This is a genomic window from Sulfitobacter sp. SH22, from assembly GCF_965641905.1.
GTDB lineage: Bacteria > Pseudomonadota > Alphaproteobacteria > Rhodobacterales > Rhodobacteraceae > Sulfitobacter.
On sequence record NZ_OZ282573.1, the window covers coordinates 3,256,962 to 3,275,199 of the forward strand.

General features: G+C 57.5%; 18 protein-coding genes. 7 read left to right on the forward strand and 11 right to left on the reverse strand.

Annotated features, from left to right (window positions below; all coding sequences use genetic code 11):
* Position 1 precedes the first annotated feature (1 nt).
* From ACSQ13_RS17920 to rarD, 3 genes are read left to right on the forward strand one after another with little or no spacing between them, the layout of a single operon-like run.
* Positions 2-892 (forward strand): homocysteine S-methyltransferase family protein, encoded by an 891-nt coding sequence (locus tag ACSQ13_RS17920; protein ID WP_295508214.1) that lies wholly within the window; start codon positions 2-4, stop codon positions 890-892.
* A 12-nt stretch (positions 893-904) separates the two neighbouring features.
* Complete coding sequence (locus ACSQ13_RS17925; RefSeq protein ID WP_295508210.1) at positions 905-3,349, forward strand: GcvT family protein; 2,445 nt, start codon at positions 905-907, stop codon at positions 3,347-3,349.
* Positions 3,350-3,400: 51 nt separating this feature from the next.
* Entirely contained in the window at positions 3,401-4,321 is a 921-nt protein-coding gene (gene rarD / locus ACSQ13_RS17930; RefSeq protein ID WP_176248981.1) for an EamA family transporter RarD, read from the forward strand.
* Positions 4,322-4,350: 29 nt separating this feature from the next.
* On the opposite strand, the gene ACSQ13_RS17935 is transcribed toward rarD, so the two are convergent.
* Entirely contained in the window at positions 4,351-4,761 is a 411-nt protein-coding gene (locus ACSQ13_RS17935; protein ID WP_176248982.1) for a nuclear transport factor 2 family protein, read from the reverse strand.
* A 58-nt stretch (positions 4,762-4,819) separates the two neighbouring features.
* On the opposite strand from ACSQ13_RS17935, the gene ACSQ13_RS17940 reads away from it, so the two are divergent.
* Positions 4,820-5,467, forward strand: a complete 648-nt coding sequence (locus ACSQ13_RS17940) for a pseudouridine synthase (protein WP_176248983.1) — start codon at positions 4,820-4,822, stop codon at positions 5,465-5,467.
* Positions 5,468-5,512: 45 nt separating this feature from the next.
* Here the strand turns inward: ACSQ13_RS17940 and ACSQ13_RS17945 are convergent, their stop codons facing one another.
* A complete protein-coding gene (locus ACSQ13_RS17945) occupies positions 5,513-6,349 on the reverse strand; it encodes an alpha-1,2-fucosyltransferase (protein ID WP_295508205.1) in 837 nt (278 codons plus the stop codon).
* Between the two features lie 148 nt (positions 6,350-6,497).
* Entirely contained in the window at positions 6,498-7,937 is a 1,440-nt protein-coding gene (locus tag ACSQ13_RS17950) for an aldehyde dehydrogenase family protein (protein ID WP_176248985.1), read from the reverse strand.
* Positions 7,938-8,100: 163 nt separating this feature from the next.
* Between ACSQ13_RS17950 and ACSQ13_RS17955 the strand changes: the two genes are divergently transcribed.
* On the forward strand, positions 8,101-8,754 hold the full coding sequence (locus ACSQ13_RS17955; protein ID WP_176248986.1) for a peroxiredoxin: 654 nt from the start codon (positions 8,101-8,103) through the stop codon (positions 8,752-8,754).
* Positions 8,755-8,761: 7 nt separating this feature from the next.
* Here the strand turns inward: ACSQ13_RS17955 and ACSQ13_RS17960 are convergent, their stop codons facing one another.
* Positions 8,762-9,478 (reverse strand): glycosyltransferase family 25 protein, encoded by a 717-nt coding sequence (locus ACSQ13_RS17960; protein WP_295508199.1) that lies wholly within the window; start codon positions 9,476-9,478, stop codon positions 8,762-8,764.
* Between the two features lie 130 nt (positions 9,479-9,608).
* Entirely contained in the window at positions 9,609-11,744 is a 2,136-nt protein-coding gene (gene pnp / locus ACSQ13_RS17965) for a polyribonucleotide nucleotidyltransferase (protein ID WP_176248988.1), read from the reverse strand.
* 250 nt (positions 11,745-11,994) lie between these two features.
* Here pnp and ACSQ13_RS17970 point away from each other — a divergent pair, with 250 nt between their 5' ends.
* Together ACSQ13_RS17970 and ACSQ13_RS17975 are read left to right on the forward strand one after the other, a co-directional pair.
* Complete coding sequence (locus tag ACSQ13_RS17970) at positions 11,995-13,218, forward strand: cytochrome P450 (RefSeq protein ID WP_295511074.1); 1,224 nt, start codon at positions 11,995-11,997, stop codon at positions 13,216-13,218.
* Positions 13,219-13,314: 96 nt separating this feature from the next.
* On the forward strand, positions 13,315-13,806 hold the full coding sequence (locus ACSQ13_RS17975) for a hypothetical protein (protein ID WP_176248989.1): 492 nt from the start codon (positions 13,315-13,317) through the stop codon (positions 13,804-13,806).
* A 115-nt stretch (positions 13,807-13,921) separates the two neighbouring features.
* Here the strand turns inward: ACSQ13_RS17975 and rpsO are convergent, their stop codons facing one another.
* From rpsO to rbfA, 6 genes are all read right to left on the reverse strand, one after another.
* Entirely contained in the window at positions 13,922-14,191 is a 270-nt protein-coding gene (gene rpsO, locus ACSQ13_RS17980) for a 30S ribosomal protein S15 (RefSeq protein ID WP_176248990.1), read from the reverse strand.
* Between the two features lie 197 nt (positions 14,192-14,388).
* Positions 14,389-15,318, reverse strand: coding sequence for a calcium-binding protein (locus ACSQ13_RS17985; protein ID WP_295511079.1), 930 nt, complete (start codon positions 15,316-15,318; stop codon positions 14,389-14,391).
* Between the two features lie 130 nt (positions 15,319-15,448).
* Positions 15,449-15,958 carry a DUF1643 domain-containing protein gene (locus tag ACSQ13_RS17990; RefSeq protein WP_176248992.1) on the reverse strand — a complete coding sequence of 170 codons (510 nt, stop codon included), beginning with the start codon at positions 15,956-15,958 and terminating at the stop codon, positions 15,449-15,451.
* Complete coding sequence (truB, locus tag ACSQ13_RS17995; protein ID WP_176248993.1) at positions 15,955-16,872, reverse strand: tRNA pseudouridine(55) synthase TruB; 918 nt, start codon at positions 16,870-16,872, stop codon at positions 15,955-15,957. Before truB ends, ACSQ13_RS17990 begins: the two co-directional genes overlap by 4 nt.
* A gap of 121 nt (positions 16,873-16,993) precedes the next feature.
* On the reverse strand, positions 16,994-17,734 hold the full coding sequence (locus ACSQ13_RS18000; protein WP_295511083.1) for a phosphodiester glycosidase family protein: 741 nt from the start codon (positions 17,732-17,734) through the stop codon (positions 16,994-16,996).
* On the reverse strand, positions 17,731-18,162 hold the full coding sequence (gene rbfA / locus ACSQ13_RS18005) for a 30S ribosome-binding factor RbfA (protein WP_176249065.1): 432 nt from the start codon (positions 18,160-18,162) through the stop codon (positions 17,731-17,733). The genes ACSQ13_RS18000 and rbfA overlap by 4 nt, the downstream gene beginning before the upstream one ends.
* Positions 18,163-18,238: the final 76 nt, after the last annotated feature.

The following is an 18,238-nucleotide window of genomic DNA, read 5'->3' on the forward strand; positions in this document are numbered from 1 at the left end:
TATGACAGAAATCACCCTTCTTGATGGTGGCATGGGGCAGGAATTGGTCCACCGTGCCGGCGACAAGGCAACGCCGCTTTGGGGCACGCAGGTCATGATCGACCACCCCGGCATGGTCGAGGCGGTGCACCGCGATTACTTTGCCGCCGGTGCCACCATCGCGACAACCAATACCTACGCGATCTTTCGCGACCGTCTGGACGGCACCCCCTACGAGAGCCGCTTTGCCGAGTTGAACGATGCGGCGATGGCCGAAGCCAGGGCCGCTGCGGCTGATTTTGATGGCGCGCGCGTTGCCGGTGGTATTGGCCCGATCAAGGCCAGCTACCGCCCGGATCTGCACCCCGACTATGACACTGCCATCAAGATTTACCGCGAAAAGGCGCAGTTGACCGCCCCGTTGTCGGACCTGATCCTGTGCGAAACCGTGGTGTCTGTTTTGCATGCACGCAGCGTTCTGGATGCCGCGCTGGAAACAGGTCTGCCGGTTTGGGTGGCCTTGTCGGTCGATGACCAGGACGGCACGCGCCTGCGCTCGGGAGAGCCTTTGGCCGATGTGCTGCCCTATGTGGGCAAGGCCGCCGCACTGCTGATCAACTGTTCTTCACCCGAAGCGATCAAACCTGCCTTGGATATCCTCAAGACTGCTGGTCTGCCCTTCGGGGCCTATGCAAACGGGTTCGAGAAGATCACGCAGGAGTTTCTGGAAGACAAACCCACCGTTGATGCCCTGAACGCACGACAGGACCTCACGCCCGCGGCTTATGCCGATCACGTCATGGGCTGGATCGACCAAGGGGCCACGATTGTTGGCGGCTGCTGCGAAGTCGGCCCCGCCCATATCAAAGAAATCGCCAAGCGTTTGCGCGCGGCCGGTCACACCATCGTCTAAGGAACACATCTTATGGCACTCCCCTCTCAAGCGCGCGTTGTTATCATCGGGGGAGGCGTCATTGGATGCTCTGTCGCCTATCACCTGACCAAACTGGGGTGGAAGGATGTGGTGCTGCTGGAACGCAAGCAGCTGACTTCGGGCACCACATGGCACGCGGCTGGCCTGATCGCGCAGTTGCGTGCAACCGCCAATATGACGCGGCTGGCCAAGTATTCCCAAGAGCTTTATGGCGGCTTGGAGGCGGAAACCGGTGTTGCGACAGGGTTCAAACGCTGCGGGTCGATCACCGTGGCCCTGACGGATGAACGGCGCGAGGAGATATTCCGCTCTGCCGCCATGGCCCGCGCCTTTGGTGTCGATATCGAAGAAATCGGTCCCGAGGAGGTCAAGGCCCGCTATCCGTATCTGAACACGGACAGCGTCACGGGGGGTGTTTTCCTTGATAAGGACGGGCAGGGCGATCCGGGCAATATCGCCTTGGCGCTGGCCAAGGGCGCACGGCTGCGCGGCGCGCAGATATTCGAGCGGGTGAAAGCCACCAAGGCCTTGCGCGACGGGCGGCGGATCACGGGCGTGGCATATCTGGCCGAAGACGGCACCCAGGGCCAGATCACCTGCGACCATGTTGTGAACTGTGCGGGGATGTGGGGGCATGAGGTTGGCGCGATGCTGGGTACAAGCGTCCCGCTGCAAGCCTGTGAACATTTCTATATCGTGTCCGAGCCGATCCAGGGGCTTGAGCAACTGCCGGTGCTGCGGGTACCGGATGAATGTGCCTATTACAAATATGACGCGGGCAAGATCATGCTGGGGGCGTTCGAACCCGTGTCAAAACCCTGGGGGATGCAGGGCATTCCCGACAGTTTCGAATTCGACCAACTGCCCGAGGATTTCGACCACTTCGAGCCGATCCTCGAGGCTGCCGTGAACCGGATGCCGATGCTGGCCGAGGCGGGCATTCACACGTTCTTTAACGGCCCCGAAAGCTTCACCCCCGACGATGCCTATCATCTGGGGCTGGCCCCCGAGATGGACAACGTCTGGGTCGCGGCGGGCTTTAATTCCATCGGTATTCAATCGGCGGGCGGTGCTGGCATGGCACTGGCGCAATGGATGGAGGACGGCGCGAAGCCCTTTGATCTGGGGGATGTCGATATTGGCCGGATGCAGCCCTTTCAGGGCAACAAAACCTATCTGGTGGCGCGGGCAAAAGAAACGCTGGGCCTGCTTTATGCCGATCACTACCCTTACCGCCAAAAGGCGACTGCACGGGGGATCAGGCGGACACCATTCCACAGCCAACTGCTGGAACAGGGTGCCGTGATGGGGGAACTTGCCGGCTGGGAGCGTGCCAACTGGTTCGCCAATTCCGGCCAGACCCCTGCGTATGAGTATAGCTGGAAGCGGCAGAACTTCTTTGGCAATGTTGCCGCCGAACTGGCGGCGGTGCGCAGCAACGTCGGCATGTATGATATGTCGTCCTTTGGCAAAATCCGTGTCGAGGGGCGCGATGCCACCGCGTTCATGAACCATATCGGCGGCGGTCAGTATGACGTGCCCGTGGGCAAGATCGTCTATACGCAATTTCTGAACGATCGCGCGGGGATCGAGGCGGATGTGACTGTCACCCGCCTGTCTGAAACCGCCTATCTGGTGGTCACACCTGCGGCGACCCGACTGGCAGATCAGACGTGGATCCAGCGCCATCAGGGCAATTTTAACGTGGTGATCACGGACGTTACAGCAGGCGAGGCTGTGCTGGCTGTGATGGGGCCGAATGCCCGCAAGCTGATGCAGGCGGTCAGCCCGAATGACTTCTCGAACGAGGTGAACCCCTTTGGCACCGCGCAAGAGATCGAGCTGGGCATGGGCCTCGCCCGCGTGCACCGCGTCACCTATGTGGGCGAGCTGGGGTGGGAGGTTTACGTGAGCACCGACATGGCCGCCTATGTATTCGAGACGTTGATGGCGGCGGGGCAGGACATGGACCTGAAACTATGCGGGATGCACATGATGGACAGCGCCCGCATTGAAAAAGGCTTTCGCCATTTTGGCCATGACATCACCAGCGAGGATCACGTGCTGGAGGCGGGGCTCGGCTTTGCCGTCAAGACCGACAAACCCGCATTCATCGGACGTGATGCTGTGTTGCGAAAGAAGGAAACCGGGCTGGAACGGCGCTTGGTGCAGTTCAAGCTGACCGACCCCGACCCACTGCTGTATCACAACGAACCGATATTGCGTGACGGTCGGATTGTCGGCCATCTGTCATCGGGGGCCTACGGGCATCATCTGGGCGCAGCGATCGGCATGGGCTATGTGCCCTGCAAGGGCGAAGCCGCAGCAGATGTTCTGGAGTCTGCTTACGAGATCGACATCGCCGGAGCGCGGGTGAAGGCCGAGGTATCGCTGAAACCCATGTACGACCCGTCTGCGGAGCGCGTGAAAGTTTGATGCTGGCAGTTGGCCCGCGCCACGCGTAAGCAGGGGGCCAAGGAGACCAACATGCGCAATCCAGACACCCTTTCTGCCGACATCCCGACGAAATCCGAAGACACGCTACAAGGGTTGGGCTTTGCGGTCGGGGCCTATGTCATGTGGGGGTTTCTACCGCTGTACATGAAGGCGATGGCGCATATCCCTGCGGCCGAGATTGTTGTGCACCGGATCATCTGGTCCGTCCCCGTCGGCGCACTGGTTCTGATCCTGCTGGGCCGCACCGCGACACTGCGCGAGGCATTCCGGTCCCCGCGCACCTTGCTGATGGGTTGCGTGACGGCATCGCTGATTTCAATCAACTGGGGCATCTACATCTGGGCTGTCAATTCGGGCCACGCGCTGGATGCGTCGTTGGGGTATTACATCAACCCGCTGTTCAGCATTCTGCTGGCGTCAGTCCTGCTGGGCGAACGGTTGTCAAAACTGCAACTGGCCGCGATTGCCCTGGCGGCGGTTGCCGTGGCGATTTTGACGATAGAGTCAGGGAAATTCCCTTGGGTGGCACTTAGCCTGACGCTGACCTTTGGCTTGTACGCTTTGGCCAAGAAACGCCTGCCGATCGGCCCGAACCAGGGGTTCCTGCTTGAGGTGTTGATCCTGTTGATCCCGGCGTTGATCTATCTCGGATATCTGAGCGCCACGGGCCAGATGCATTTCTTGCAAGGAACGCCGTTTGACACGTGGATGCTGTTAGGCTGCGGGCTGGTCACGGCGGTGCCGTTGATTTTCTACGCCAACGGGGCCAAGCGGTTGCGCCTGTCGACCATCGGCATCTTGCAATACATCGCACCGACGATGATTTTTCTATGCGCTGTTCTGGTGTTCGACGAACCCTTTGGCCACGCGCGGATGATCGCGTTTCCGCTGATCTGGGCGGCTTTGGTGATCTATTCGATCTCGTTGTTCAGGCAGATGCGGCACAAATAGGGGGGCAGTCCACCGCCCCCCATAGCGGCCTATGACAGCGCGTCTTTGAAGGCGAGGAAGCTGGGGTCTTTCATCACCCGTGCATTCATCGCATCGCGCAGCGCGCCGATGGATTTATGCGGGCGCATGGCGACCTCGAATTTGGCGATCAACCCGTCGTCGCCAAGGGTAATCAAATCAACGCCTACGGCATCCAGATCGCCGATCTTGCATTGAAATTCCAGCGCCCAGTCGTTGCCTTCGCCCATGATGCGGCGGTACTTGAAGTCGCTGAACACTTGCCCCACATGACCCAGCACAGCAGCAACAGGGGCGCGGCCGGTCCATGTCTTGTAATAGGTCGGCGGCATGAACGTGACATCCTCGGCCAGCAGCGGCGCGATCCTGTCGGCCTCGCCTTTGGCGACGACGTCAATCATATTGGTAATTGTGGGGTGCATGGTCGGTCCTTTGCAGCAGGTGGGTTGAAAAACCACCCTACATCTGAGACGGACAGGTATGGAAACAGAATATAGCCCCCCGCAAGATCCTTTGGTGGTTTTGCACGAAGACGCCGAAGTGTTGCTCGTCGATAAACCCGCAGGTTTGCTGTCGGTCCCCGGCAAGGGTCCGCATCTGGCGGATTGCCTGATTGCGCGGATACAGGCCGTGTTTCCGGACGCTTTGCTGGTGCACAGGTTGGACCGCGACACATCCGGCGTGATGATCTTTGCGCTGACGCCCTATGCGCAGCGGCATCTGGGGTTGCAGTTTGAAAAGCGCATGACCCGCAAAACCTATGTCGCGCGTGTCTGGGGTGTGCCCGAGGAAAAGTCGGGCACCATTGATCTGCCATTGATCGTGGACTGGCCGAACCGGCCGCTTCAAATGGTGTGTCATGAAACGGGTAAATCCGCGCAAACAGACTGGCGGTTGTTGAAGGACGAAGGCGATACATCGCGCATCCGTTTGTCACCCAAAACCGGCCGCAGCCACCAGTTGCGCGTTCATATGCTGAGCCTTGGCCATCCGATCTTGGGTGATCCGTTTTATGCGACGGGTCCGGCCCTGGATTTCCCGCGCATGATGCTGCATTCCGAAGAACTGCGGTTCAACCATCCACAAGGCGGGCATTCGACCAAGGTCAGGGCAAAAGCACCGTTCTAGGGGCGGGTTTGGCCGGGCTTGGCCGGGTTTGACGCTCCGGAAAGGTTAAATTCTGATCCAGCCGTCGGCCAATATGTCGATGTCGATACGCTTTGGGTCAACGAACCACTTTTTGGGGCCTGCAACACGTTTTTCTGGGTTCTTGTTCAGCCACGCCGCCCACCAGCTGAAAGATGAATTGGCGATTACATTATGTTCGCACAGGGACATTAACCGCTGGTCTTCGTAATCGGTTTCGGGGCCGTTGAAATCGACGACAACTTTCTTGAACGGCAATGGCAGATGGTCTTTTGCCCATTGCGGATCATCAGAGAACACAAAGACTGTGGGGTCTTTTAGCCCCTCCGATACGGCAGCAAGACCCTTTTCATAATAGCTTTGATCGCAAAAAGTATTGACGCCCAGATCAACAAAATCACCGCGTCTTACATGCAGGCAGATCGACGTTGTTTCGGCAATCTGCTGGGCCATTTCCGCGTTTTGTGACGACATCGGATAGCGGTAAACAAATGCTTTGCGCAGCTCGTCTTCTACATTGGAGAAGTATTTCTCGGATAGCCAATAGCCGTGCAGGTAAGTGCCGTCGCCAAGCGTCTCGAAATTCGGGTCATAGGCCAGGGTGCGTTCGCGGTAGATCTTTGGAGAGGTCTTGAACGCGCGCCACAGATAATAGGCCAGGGGGCGTTCGTTCTGTGAAGGGGGGAGTTTTTCAGGCTCTGCCCAGTCGAGATCAAAGACGCGACGCAATTCACCTTCGCCCTTATAGACAGCGCGGCGGGTGTCGATTGAAAAGGGTACCGACAACCGCGCAGCAAGACCACAAGCTGCGGCGTACTGAAACATCTGGTTGCCCAAGCGGCCGTGCAGTCGCGCGTAGATCATAAGTGTCCCCCCAATATTTTCAAAGCTGCATAGATGATGTCACGTATTTGCGAAACCCTGGAAATACCGTCGGCGACCACCGCGCGAATGATCCGCCAGTAAGAAAGGCCATCTGATCCAGATAGCCTTTCTTTCGTTTTCTAGCCGTTTACTCGGCCGCCCAACCGGACACTGCCTTGATCTCGGTGAAATCCTCGATCCCGTACAAGCCGCCCTCGCGGCCATTACCGGATTGTTTCATCCCACCGAATGGCGAGCCTGCTGCGCGGCTTTGGCCGTTCATCTCGACCATGCCGGACCGCAATTGGCGGGCCAGACGGTTGCGACGTGCGCCGTCCTGGCTTTGGACATAGTTGGTCAGGCCATAGACCGTGTCATTGGCGATCTGAACGGCTTCTTCCTCGGTGTCGAACTTCATGATCGACAACACCGGGCCAAAGATTTCCTCGCGGGCGATGGTCATGTCGGGTGTCACGTCAGCAAAGACGGTCGGTTTGACAAAGAAACCACGGTTCAACCCGTCAGGGCGACCCGTGCCACCAGCGACCAGACGGGCACCTTCGTCGATGCCTTTTTGGATCAGGTCCTGGATCTTGTTGAACTGGCTTTCGTTGACGACGGGGCCAATGTGGCGGCCTTCCTGGGATGCGGGGCCAACGGTCACTTGCGCTGCCACTTTCGCCGCTTCTTCGACGGCTTTGTCATAGACATCGGACTGCACCAACATGCGGCTGGGCGCGTTACACGACTGGCCGGTGTTGTTCATCATATGCAGAACGCCGCGTTTGACGGCCTTGTCATCCGCATCGTTAAAGATCAGGTTCGCGCCTTTGCCGCCCAGTTCCAGATGCACTTTCTTGAGCGTATCTGCGGCCGCTTTGGAAATCAGCGTGCCCGCGCGTGTGGAGCCGGTAAAGCTGATCATGTCGACATCTTTGTGGCAGGACAACTGGCTGCCAACGCCGACGCCGTCACCGTTCACAAGGTTGAACACACCTTTCGGGAAACCGGCCTCGTCCATCATCTCGGCAAAGATCATCGCGTCCAGCGGGCTTTCCTCGGAGGGTTTCAGAACCATCGTGCAGCCCGCAACCACGGCGGCACCGACCTTGAGGGTGATCTGGTTCATTGGCCAGTTCCAAGGGGTGATCAGCGCTGCAACGCCAACCGCTTCGCGGATGATGCGGTCGTTGGGGGCGTGATCGCCAAGGGGCTGTTCGAATTTGAATTCTTTCGCGGCCTTGATAAAGTTGCTTAGGTGCCATGTGCCGGCACCAACCTGCGACGTGCGGGACAGTTCCAGCGGGGCACCCATTTCGGTGCTCATGGCAACGGCCAGATCTTCGCCGCGGGCTTGATAAATCTCAAGCAGTTTTTCCAGCAGCGCGATACGTTCGGCAGGTGGGGTTGCCATCCAACCGGGCAGCGCGGCTTTGGCGGCGGCAACTGCTGCGTCTGTATCGGCTTGATCACCAAGGGAAATAACCGCACAGGGTTCCTCGGTGGAAGGGTCGATCACATGGTAATCATTCGGCTTTGCGGGCGATACCCATTCGCCGTTAATATAGAATTCGCGTTTCTCTAGCATTGGAAAGCTCCTTTTATGATATCGCAGCACGGGGGTTGCCCTTGCCATTTGCGCACACCATGTCACCACAGTGTCGCACCTGCAAGTGAGGCCTTTCACAGGCCTGCAAAAGACATTTAGGGAATGCGGAATATGAATTTTAACAATAACAGGAGACTTTAAAATGGCTTTGCGTATTAACGATACTATCCCCGACATGACCGTCGAAACGGATCAGGGCACGATCAATCTGCACGAGTGGATCGGTGACAGCTGGGCGATCCTTTTCTCGCATCCCAAGGACTTTACGCCAGTTTGCACGACCGAATTCGGTGCCGTGGCGCAACTGGCCGACGAGTGGGCCAAGCGCGGCACGAAGGTGATGGGTATTTCCGTGGACAGTGCTGAAGAGCACAAGAAATGGAAGACCGACATCGAAGGTTTTGCCAAAGCCAAGGCCGGTTTTCCGATCATCGCTGACGAAGATTTGAAGGTGGCCAAGGCGTTCGACATGCTGCCCGCCGAAGCATACTTGCCCGATGGCCGCACACCGAACGACAGCGCGACTGTGCGTGCCGTGTTCATCGTCGGGCCAGACAAAAAGCTGAAGCTGTCGATGACCTATCCGATGTCCGTCGGCCGTAACTTTGCCGAAGTTCTGCGCGCCCTAGACGGTTTGCAGATGTCGTCTGGCAAAGGTGTCGCGACACCGGCGAACTGGAATGTGGGTGATGACGTGATCATCCCGACATCTGTTTCCGATGCCGATGCCAAGACCAAGTTTGGCGAATTCACAACTGTGCTGCCGTATCTGCGCACGACCAAAGCACCGAAATAAGGGCAGCTTAGGGCCGTTGTGGCCGCAGTCTGACCTGCGCGCGGTACCACGCGCGCTTGATCTCCCGCATCAGCTTGCCGCTGGTGCGGGTTTTTTGTTGGATCGTTGATCCGCCAATTTGCCCTGCGATTTCGCTTAGCCCGTTGGGCAGCAGCGTGTGGACCGGCTGTCCGGTGACCCAGTGCATCTGCAGCCATGTATCAATGGGCCGGTCAATCTGTTCCGACTTTGCCAACAGCCGTTTTGCAGCTTCGCGGCCCACGACCTGACAGCCGGTTTGCAACCCGATTTTTTGGGACAGCAGCAGCCGTGTATCGCCGTCCGTCGCAACGACGATGCCGGTCTTCTCGCGGTTCTTAAAGGGCAGGCGTATGAACATGTCGGGGGTCATATGGGCCGTGATCATCGACAGGGTGCGGGCGAAATCGGTTAATGAAACGGCCACGTCATCCTCGGCCACGATTGCATAGTCCCATCCGTTATCCACGATCATCTGCCAGCACTTGCGGTGGCTGGCAAAACAGCCCATTTCGCCGCCCTTCAGCGCAAAAGGATAGGCTGGCTTGTGCAGATTTCCGGGTAAAGCCCTCAAATCAGCCACTTGGGTCGTGTCACGCCCGTCAACGGCGTCAACAAGCTGCGCGTGGGGAAGATCACGCAGCAGTTTTTCAGCGTTGGGACGCCGTTCAATGCTGCCGGGCATGTGGATGATAAGAGAGTTCATTGCCGTGGAATAACCCGTTTTATGGGGGTTTCAAAGCTTTGATATGGTGGCCCGGCATGTCGGTGCCCAAGGCGTAAAAAAGCCCCGGCGTTTCCACCGGGGCTTTGTCGTTTCCGAAAGGGGCTAAGGATTACTCCTCGGCTCCTTCTTCTTTTTTGATCTCTTCGCCAGTTTCCTGATCGACAACTTTCATCGACAGGCGCACCTTGCCGCGATCGTCAAAGCCCAGAAGTTTGACTTTCACTTCCTGACCTTCCTTCAGAACATCCGAAGGGTGGTTCAGGCGGCGGTTTTCGATCTGGGACACGTGGACCAGACCGTCGCGCTTGCCAAAGAAGTTCACGAATGCACCGAAATCAACGATCTTGACGACGGTACCGGTGTAAACCGCACCTTCTTCAGGCTCGGCCACGATGGACCAGATCATGTCATAGGCTTTCTTGATCGACTCGCCGTTTGGCGATGCGATCTTGATGATGCCTTCGTCGTTGATGTCGACCTTGGCACCGGACACTTCAACGATTTCACGGATCACTTTACCGCCGGAACCGATAACTTCACGGATCTTGTCGGTTGGGATCTGCATCGTTTCGATGCGTGGTGCGTGAACCGAGAATTCACCCGCGCCGGACAGTGCTTTGTTCATTTCACCAAGGATGTGAACGCGGCCGGCTTTGGCTTGGGCCAAGGCTTTTTCCATGATCTCTGGCGTGATGCCGGCGATCTTGATGTCCATTTGCAGCGACGTGATACCTGCTTCGGTACCGGCCACTTTAAAGTCCATGTCGCCAAGGTGGTCTTCGTCACCCAGGATGTCGGACAGGATTGCATAGGAACCGTCTTCTTCCAGGATCAGACCCATGGCCACACCAGCGACTGGCGCTTTCAATGGTACGCCTGCGTCCATCATGGACAAGGAACCACCACAAACCGACGCCATCGAGGAAGAGCCGTTCGATTCAGTGATCTCGGACACAACGCGGATGGTGTAGGGGAAGTCGGTGGAAGCCGGTAGAACCGCCTGCAACGCACGCCAAGCCAGCTTGCCGTGACCGATTTCGCGACGGCCAGGGCCGGAAACGCGACCAACTTCACCAACCGAGTAGGGAGGGAAGTTGTAGTGCAGCAGGAAGTTGGATTTGAAGTTGCCGTGCAGCGCATCAATGAACTGCTCGTCGTCGCCGGTGCCCAATGTGGTCACAACCAGACCCTGGGTTTCGCCACGTGTGAACAAGGCCGAACCGTGGGTGCGCGACAGGATGCCTGTCTCGGATACGATTTCACGGATTTCGTCAGTCTTGCGACCGTCGATGCGTGTGCCTGTCTTAACAACGTCACCGCGCAGGATCGACGCTTCAAGCTTTTTCAAAGCGGAACCAAGGTTCGCATCTTCTTTTTGCTCGTCGGTCAGGGCTGCTTTGATGGTCTCGCGTGCGGCTGCAACAGCGGCGGTGCGCTCTTGCTTGTCAGCGATTGCAAAGGCGGCGCGCATTGCGTCTTCGCCAGCGGCTTTGACGGCAGCGGACAGGTCCGAATAGTCAACAGGCTGGAAATCAAACGGCTCTTTCGCGGTGTCTTCGGCCAGATCAATGATCAGGTCGATAACAGGCTGGATCTGCTCGTGGGCGAATTTAACCGCGCCCAGCATTTCTTCTTCCGACAGCTCGTAGGCTTCGGATTCAACCATCATCACGGCTTCTTTGGTACCGGCAACAACCAGATCCAGACGCTGTTCGGGCTTCAGGCGCAGGTCCTGCATGTCGTCAACGGTCGGGTTCAGGACGTATTCGCCACCTTCAAAACCAACGCGGCACGCGGCAATCGGGCCACGGAACGGCGCGCCGGAAATGGTCAGCGCAGCGGATGCGGCGATCATCGCGACCATATCGGGGTCGTTCACCAGATCGTGGCTCAGAACGGTACACATCACCAGAACTTCGTTTTTGAAGCCGGGTACGAACAGCGGGCGGATCGGACGGTCGATCAGACGGGCTGTCAGTGTTTCTTTCTCGGTGGGGCGGGCCTCACGCTTGAAAAAGCCACCCGGTACTTTACCGGCGGCATAGTATTTCTCTTGGTAGTGAACGGTCAGCGGGAAAAAGTCCTGACCGGGCTTTTGCTGACGTGCAAAAGTGACGTTGGCCATGACGCTGGTTTCGCCCAGTGTCGCGATAACCGAACCGTCTGCCTGACGGGCCACTTTGCCTGTTTCCAGTGTAAGCGTTTCTTCGCCCCACTGCATGGATTTTGTCGTTACATTAAACATCTACGTTTCCTGTTTCGGCCCGCGTTGGGCCATTTGCGTAGGGGGCATATTCCCCCTGACTCCGGTATCTTCTTTGTCGGGCGCTGGAGTCCGGGCGCCGGCTTTCAGATTGTGCGGCCATACAGGAGTTTGCGTGCGATGGGAAGAGAAGCGTTGACGCAGCGTTTTGTGAAACTCCTTGCTCAACAGGGGGGCTTGGCCTTTGATGGGGACAGGCAGGCAAGCCTGTCGGGTTTGGGAGGACCGCAAAATGGAGATGATTGCAGGGCATGTGGCGATTTCTCCGCCCAAGGGCGTTCCGGTTTGGGATGTTGACCCCTATTCGGTCGAGATCTTGCGCGATCCGGAACCGTATTATGCGGAACTGCGCGCCAAGGGGCCTGTTGTGTATATTCCCAAATATTCCGTTCTGGCCGTCGGGCGTTACCATGAAACAAAAGAGATTTTCTCGGATTGGGAGCGGTTCGTATCTTCACGCGGTGTGGGGTTGGACGATTTCGCCCATGGTCAGAGCTGGCGGCCCAATTCCATCATCCTGGAGGTCGACCCGCCCGAACACACGGCCGTGCGCAAGGTGATGATCCGCGCGATGTCGCCCAAGGTTGCTGCGGGCTATAAACAGATGTTCTTTGACGAGGCAGCACGTCTGATCAACGATCTGCTGACGCGCGACGGTTTCGACGCGGTGGGCGATTTCGCCGAAGTCTTTCCGACAAATGTGTTTCCCAAAGCGGTTGGCATGACCGATGTGAACAAACGGCATCTGGTGGATTACGGCGCGATGGTTTTCAATTCGCTGGGGCCTGACAACGACATTCGCAAGGCGACGATGGTCAAAGCCGCCGAGATTATTCCGTGGATCAACGCGGCTTGCGCGCGCGACAGGCTGACCGGCGATGGCATGGGCGGCATCCTCTATGCCGCCGCCGACGCCGGCGATATAACCCATGACGAAGCAGGTCTGCTGGTGCGGTCGTTTCTGTCGGCGGGGGTGGACACGACAGTGTCGAGCATCGGCAATGCGTTGGTCTGCCTTGCGCAGCATCCGGCCGAGTTTGAAAAGCTGAAAGCCGACCCGTCGCTGGCCCGCCCCTGTTTTGAAGAAGTGCTGCGCTATACGTCGCCGGTCCATACCTTTTGCCGCACAGCCAAGGCGGATACGCAGGTGTCAGGCGTCGATATTGCCGAACACAGCAAGGTTTTATGCGTCTTGGGATCGGCGAATATGGACCCCGACAAATGGGATAGCCCGCAAGAGTTCCGCATTAACCGCAAACCTGCCGGGCATCTGGCCTTTGGTGTGGGGGTGCATGGCTGCGTTGGTCAAAATATCGCCCGCGCCGAGATGGAGGCAGTGCTGACGACCCTCGCGCAGAAAGTCGACCGGATCGAACTGCTGGAGCAGCCGGTTTGGCGGCCCAACAACGCAATGCATGCGTTAGATCGAATGATGGTCAGGTTTCATTCTGCGTGACTTCTGCCAGGTTGTCTTGCAAGGCTGACCGGATAAGAGGTGCAGGTTTGCTTCTGTTTAGATGACAGTGAGAAAATTAATGAAAAGGAAAATGCGATGTTAAAGTCTATTGCGCGAATAGTAGCTGTTGGTGCGGTATGTGCCACGCCGGTTGTGGCTCAAGAGTTGGAGCAGTGGGGCGCGTCTGAATATTGGGACGTGATGATTGACCCGACACTGGGGGATGGATGCCTGATCCAATCGCAATTTACCGACGGTTCGGTTGTTCGCATCGGCTTTGATCGGAATGAGGGCATGGGCTATGTCACGGCCTTCAATGACGCATGGGGCGATATCGAAGAGGGTGCGATGTATCCTGTTCTGTTCGATCTGGACGGGCAGGAATACGAGGCCGATGCCAAAGGCATGTACCTTAATGATGTGCCGGGGGCCGACATCATGTTTGACGAAGAAGACTTCTTGTTCGACATCGCCCTAAAACAAACCATGACGCTTTATACCGAAGTGGGGCAGGTCATGTCGATCGACCTTACCGGAAGCTATCAGGCGCTTGAGGCGGCGATCGAGTGTCAGGAAGAGCAGGGCTGAGGCGCGGCCCCCGCGTCATCCACGAGATTTGGTGGCATAAAAAAACCGCGTCCCGATGGGGCGCGGTTAAATCATGTCACGGGTCGCAATGACCGATGTATGATCTTTTGTTAGCTTAGCGACGCAGGCCAAGACGTTTGATAAGGTCCTGATAACGAGCGTCATCTTTGCCTTTAACATAGTCCAAAAGCTTCCGGCGTGTCGCAACCATTTTCAAAAGGCCACGGCGACCGTGGTTGTCTTTCTTGTGGGTTTTGAAGTGCTCGGTCAGCGTTGCGATGCGCGAGGACAGAATGGCAACCTGAACTTCGGGCGAACCTGTATCGCCTTCTTTGGTTGCGAATTCTTTCATGACGCGTGCTTTTTCTTCTAGCGTAATCGACATCGGGGTCTCCTTTTCAAAAGGTTAAAGTGATGGCGCAGGCCGGGATGTCGTCCAGCACAGGCCCATGGAGCATCACCCCCTGTTTTGAATCAGCGGGCGATGGGCGCGTATAGGAAAGTTTCGGGCAGTTGGCAAAGACTTTATTGAGTTGCCGGTTGCGCTGGGCCCCGTGGTCCGGACCGGATGAGAAAGGGTTCTCATGTCAGGGCCAGACCCGCCGCGATCGCAGAACTAAGCGGGATGATCGACACATCGGCAACAGTCAACACATCCGCGCTTTTTACAGAGGCAACAATCACCCCGTTCATGCGCACCAGCGTCTGGTCGGGGTTTTCCGGATCGGGATCGACAGAAACCTCGGGCGCTTCATCTTCAGCCTGGCTATCGTCCCACACCAGCAACAAACTGTCATCTTCGGCTTCAAAATCTTCGATCACTGCGGCGTTTCCATCGGTGATCCAATTCCCCAGAATGATATTGTCGGCCCCGCCACCCGCTGTAACCACATCATTCTGACCTGCCACAATCGTATCGTCGCCATCGCCGCCATTCAGAAAGTCAGCTTCATCCTCGTCCAAGATGCCCGCAACATCAGGGTCGTCTTCGACCCCGACAATCAGGTCGTTACCCCAGCCGCCAAACAATGCATCCGAACCGCGCCCGCCGGCCAAGATGTCATTGCCCAATCCGCCCAACAGCGCATCATCGCCGTCGTCGCCAAACAGCGCGTCATCGCCCGCAGACCCGTTGAGCGAATCATTTCCGAAACCACCGCGCAGCACATCATTGTCGTTGTGGCCGGTTAGGCTGTCGTCGTCGGCACCGCCTTCAATCAGGTCGTTGCCGTCGTTGCCGTGCAGGTCATCATTGCCAGCCCCGCCACTCACCGTGTCGTTTCCGGCATCGCCCTGGGCATAGTCATTGCCGCCCTGGCCGCTGATCAGATCTGCACCGTCATATCCGCCAATCTGATCGTTGTTTTCGCCCCCTGTCAGGATGTCTGCCTGACTGGTTCCCGAAATGGTCTGGCCATTTGTGGGGGGCAGGTCGTCAGGAAAGGTATCGTCGTCGTCGTCCCCAACGCCGATATCGACAAAGGCAACCGCCCCCACCGCCATCAATCCCATTAAACCGGCCAAGAACAACATCACAGAATTCCAACTTCACTGACCCGCACAAGACGCGTCACCCTTCATAAGAGTGCCCATACTCTTATGCGTTGGTCAAAAGCATATACAGATAGCGGTTAACCGCTCCCTAATCGGGCCAGGCAAGCGGTTCTTGGGCATAGGAGATATACAAAGGGTGCTTTGGGTGGCCCGCTTTTGACAGGCCAAGATGGAACATCTTAACCCGCTGTTTTCTAAGTAACAATTCCACAGCCGAACCGCGACCCAAATGCGCGCCATGCGTCCCCCATGCGGCAATCACGGTATCAGCCCATGCCGCCCCTTGCAGCAGCACCTGGTCATTGTCGGGGCCCACGGGGTCTATGGCCTTGCGCATCAACTGGGGGCTGGTTTCGCGCCATGCAAAAATATTAGCCACCTGAAACGCCCCGAATCTCAACGCGCGCGCCCGGCGTTCGCAGCGCTCTACCGTGGGGTCATTTTGCACTTCAGTCGCTTTGGACGGGTTCAGCATCACGAACAAGACCTTGGGCCCCGCCCTGTCCCACACTCTGGTCAGACTGTAGCGGTACCGTTCACAGTCCGAATAAACAGCCGCCGACACCGCGTCGCCTTTGGTATGATATCGGGTGATCACGCGTCTTGAGGATGATTGAAAACGCGTGATGGATGCAATTCGCCCGCCTTGAAACGACCAACCGCCACGGCGCGCCCCTCATAGGATGCCCAGACCTCGTCGCCATATTCAACGTCATGGGCGATCACCATGCCAGGGTTCCCATTGCGCAAGCGCACGGCCCCTTCCGCCGTCGCTTTGACCTCCGGCAAATCCTCCAAACCCTTCTCAAGGGGCAAAAGATGGGCGTCCAAAGCATCGGTGCGCGCCATCTCTTCGATCTGCTCCATGGTAAGACCATCGCTGGCCTCGAACGGGCCGGACCAGATGCGGCGCAGTTCGCGCACATGGCCCAGACACCCCAATGCCTGCCCCAGATCACGCGCGATCGACCGCACATACCCGCCCTTGCCACAGACCATTTCCAAGGTCACGTGATCCGCGTCGGGGCGATCAATCAACAACAGGCTTTCCACCCACAAAGGCCGCGCGGCCAGTTCCATGGTCTCGCCTTCACGGGCCAGCTTATAGGCACGTTGCCCGTCAACCTTCACAGCTGAAAACTGCGGCGGAACCTGCTCGATATCACCAATGAAACCTGACAAAGCCGCCTTGATCGCCGCATCATCCGGACGCAGGTCACTGGTCTCCAATACCGTGCCTTCAGCGTCGTCAGTGTTTGTCGAAACGCCAAGGCGCACGGTAAACTCATATGCCTTCAGCGCGTCTGTAATATAGGGGACGGTTTTTGTCGCCTCACCCAGTGCAATCGCAAGTACGCCGGTGGCATCAGGATCAAGCGTTCCCGCATGGCCCGCCTTATTGGCATTCAGCGCCCAACGCACTTTATTTACCACGGTAGTCGAGGTCGGCCCGGCAGGTTTATCCACCACCAGCCAACCTGAAATATCCCGTCCCTTGCGTCTGCGCGCCATGTCTTGAACCCTATCTTTGTTGGCTGCGTCCTATCAAAATACAGACGCAATTGCCCAGACCGACTTATTCCAAATGGAAAAAAATCCTCGCCGAAGGCATAAAAACTCTTCTTTTCAACGCCTAATCGTCTGATACCACGCCAATGATGGGGCCCAGCGGGCTGAACCCCAGATCGTTGCGGCCCAGATCAGGCGCACGCATCCGTGAAATATTGCCATCAAAATAAAGCGCATTTGGCAGCTTCAGATGATCGCGAAAGAACACGCCGAAGTCATAGAAATTCACCACCCCGTTCGAGATGGCGAAATAGGCCGATTTGCCATCCGCGCTGGTCCCTACCCCATTACGGATATAACGCGATGTGCCGTCTTTCAGAAACTTCGGGTGCAGCTTGCCATCGATGACCAGCATCGGGCCGGATTGGGTCGCGCTCTTGCACCCCGGGGCGTCGCGGATGAACCGTTTGGTTTCGATCACGTCCGCGCGGGCGTCCCCTAGGCAAAGAACCCCGTTGGGAAGCAGCCCGAAATTGCCCGGCCCGGCGCTGCTGATCACACGTTGCAGCTCTTTTCCGTCTTCCAGATAGTACCCGACCGGTGTGCGGTCATCGTGATACATGCCTGCGTTCATCGCAAAGCCAAGCGTTTTTCCGTCCTCATTCAACGCCTTGTCCAAGGTGTTGAAATACCCATAGGGGGTGCCGTCTGCATCATAAAGAAAAAGCCCAAGCGTGTCGGTGCTCAGATCAACTTCGCAAACACTATAGCTGTTGCCCTGATAGTTTTCGTCCCGGCAGTTTTCTGCAGCAGCTTGACCGGCCGCGGCTCCAAGCAGCAGGGCGAGGGCCAGCAAACGTGTCACGACGCGTCGGGGTCCGAATCCGGCGCTTCATCAGGGGCTTCGGCATCACGGCGCACCACATCCTGGGCCAACATGCGCCGGGTCTCGTCCATCCGGTCAAAGGTCTCATCCAGTTGAAACCGCAGATCGGGCGCAAATTTCAGCACCAGTCTCTTGGACAGCTGACGCCGCAATTCACCCTTGTTGCGGGCCAGCAGCTTCAACACGTCCTCGCGCCCTTCGCCGCCCAAAGGCAAAACGTAAGCGGTGGCGATCTTTAGGTCGGACGATGCCCGCACCTCGCCCACGGTAATCGATAGCCGGTTGAGTTCTGGGTCGTGGACATCGCCACGCGCCAATACATCAGACAAGGCGCGGCGAATGGTTTCGCCGACGCGGAGTTGCCGTTGAGTGGGGCCCGAGCCCTCGTGAGTCTTGTTCTTTGCCATATGCTTCATCTAAGGGGTTGCTGAGGTTTTGCCAAGCAGGTCGCCACGCGCTAAACCAAGTATGAAAAAGGGAGCA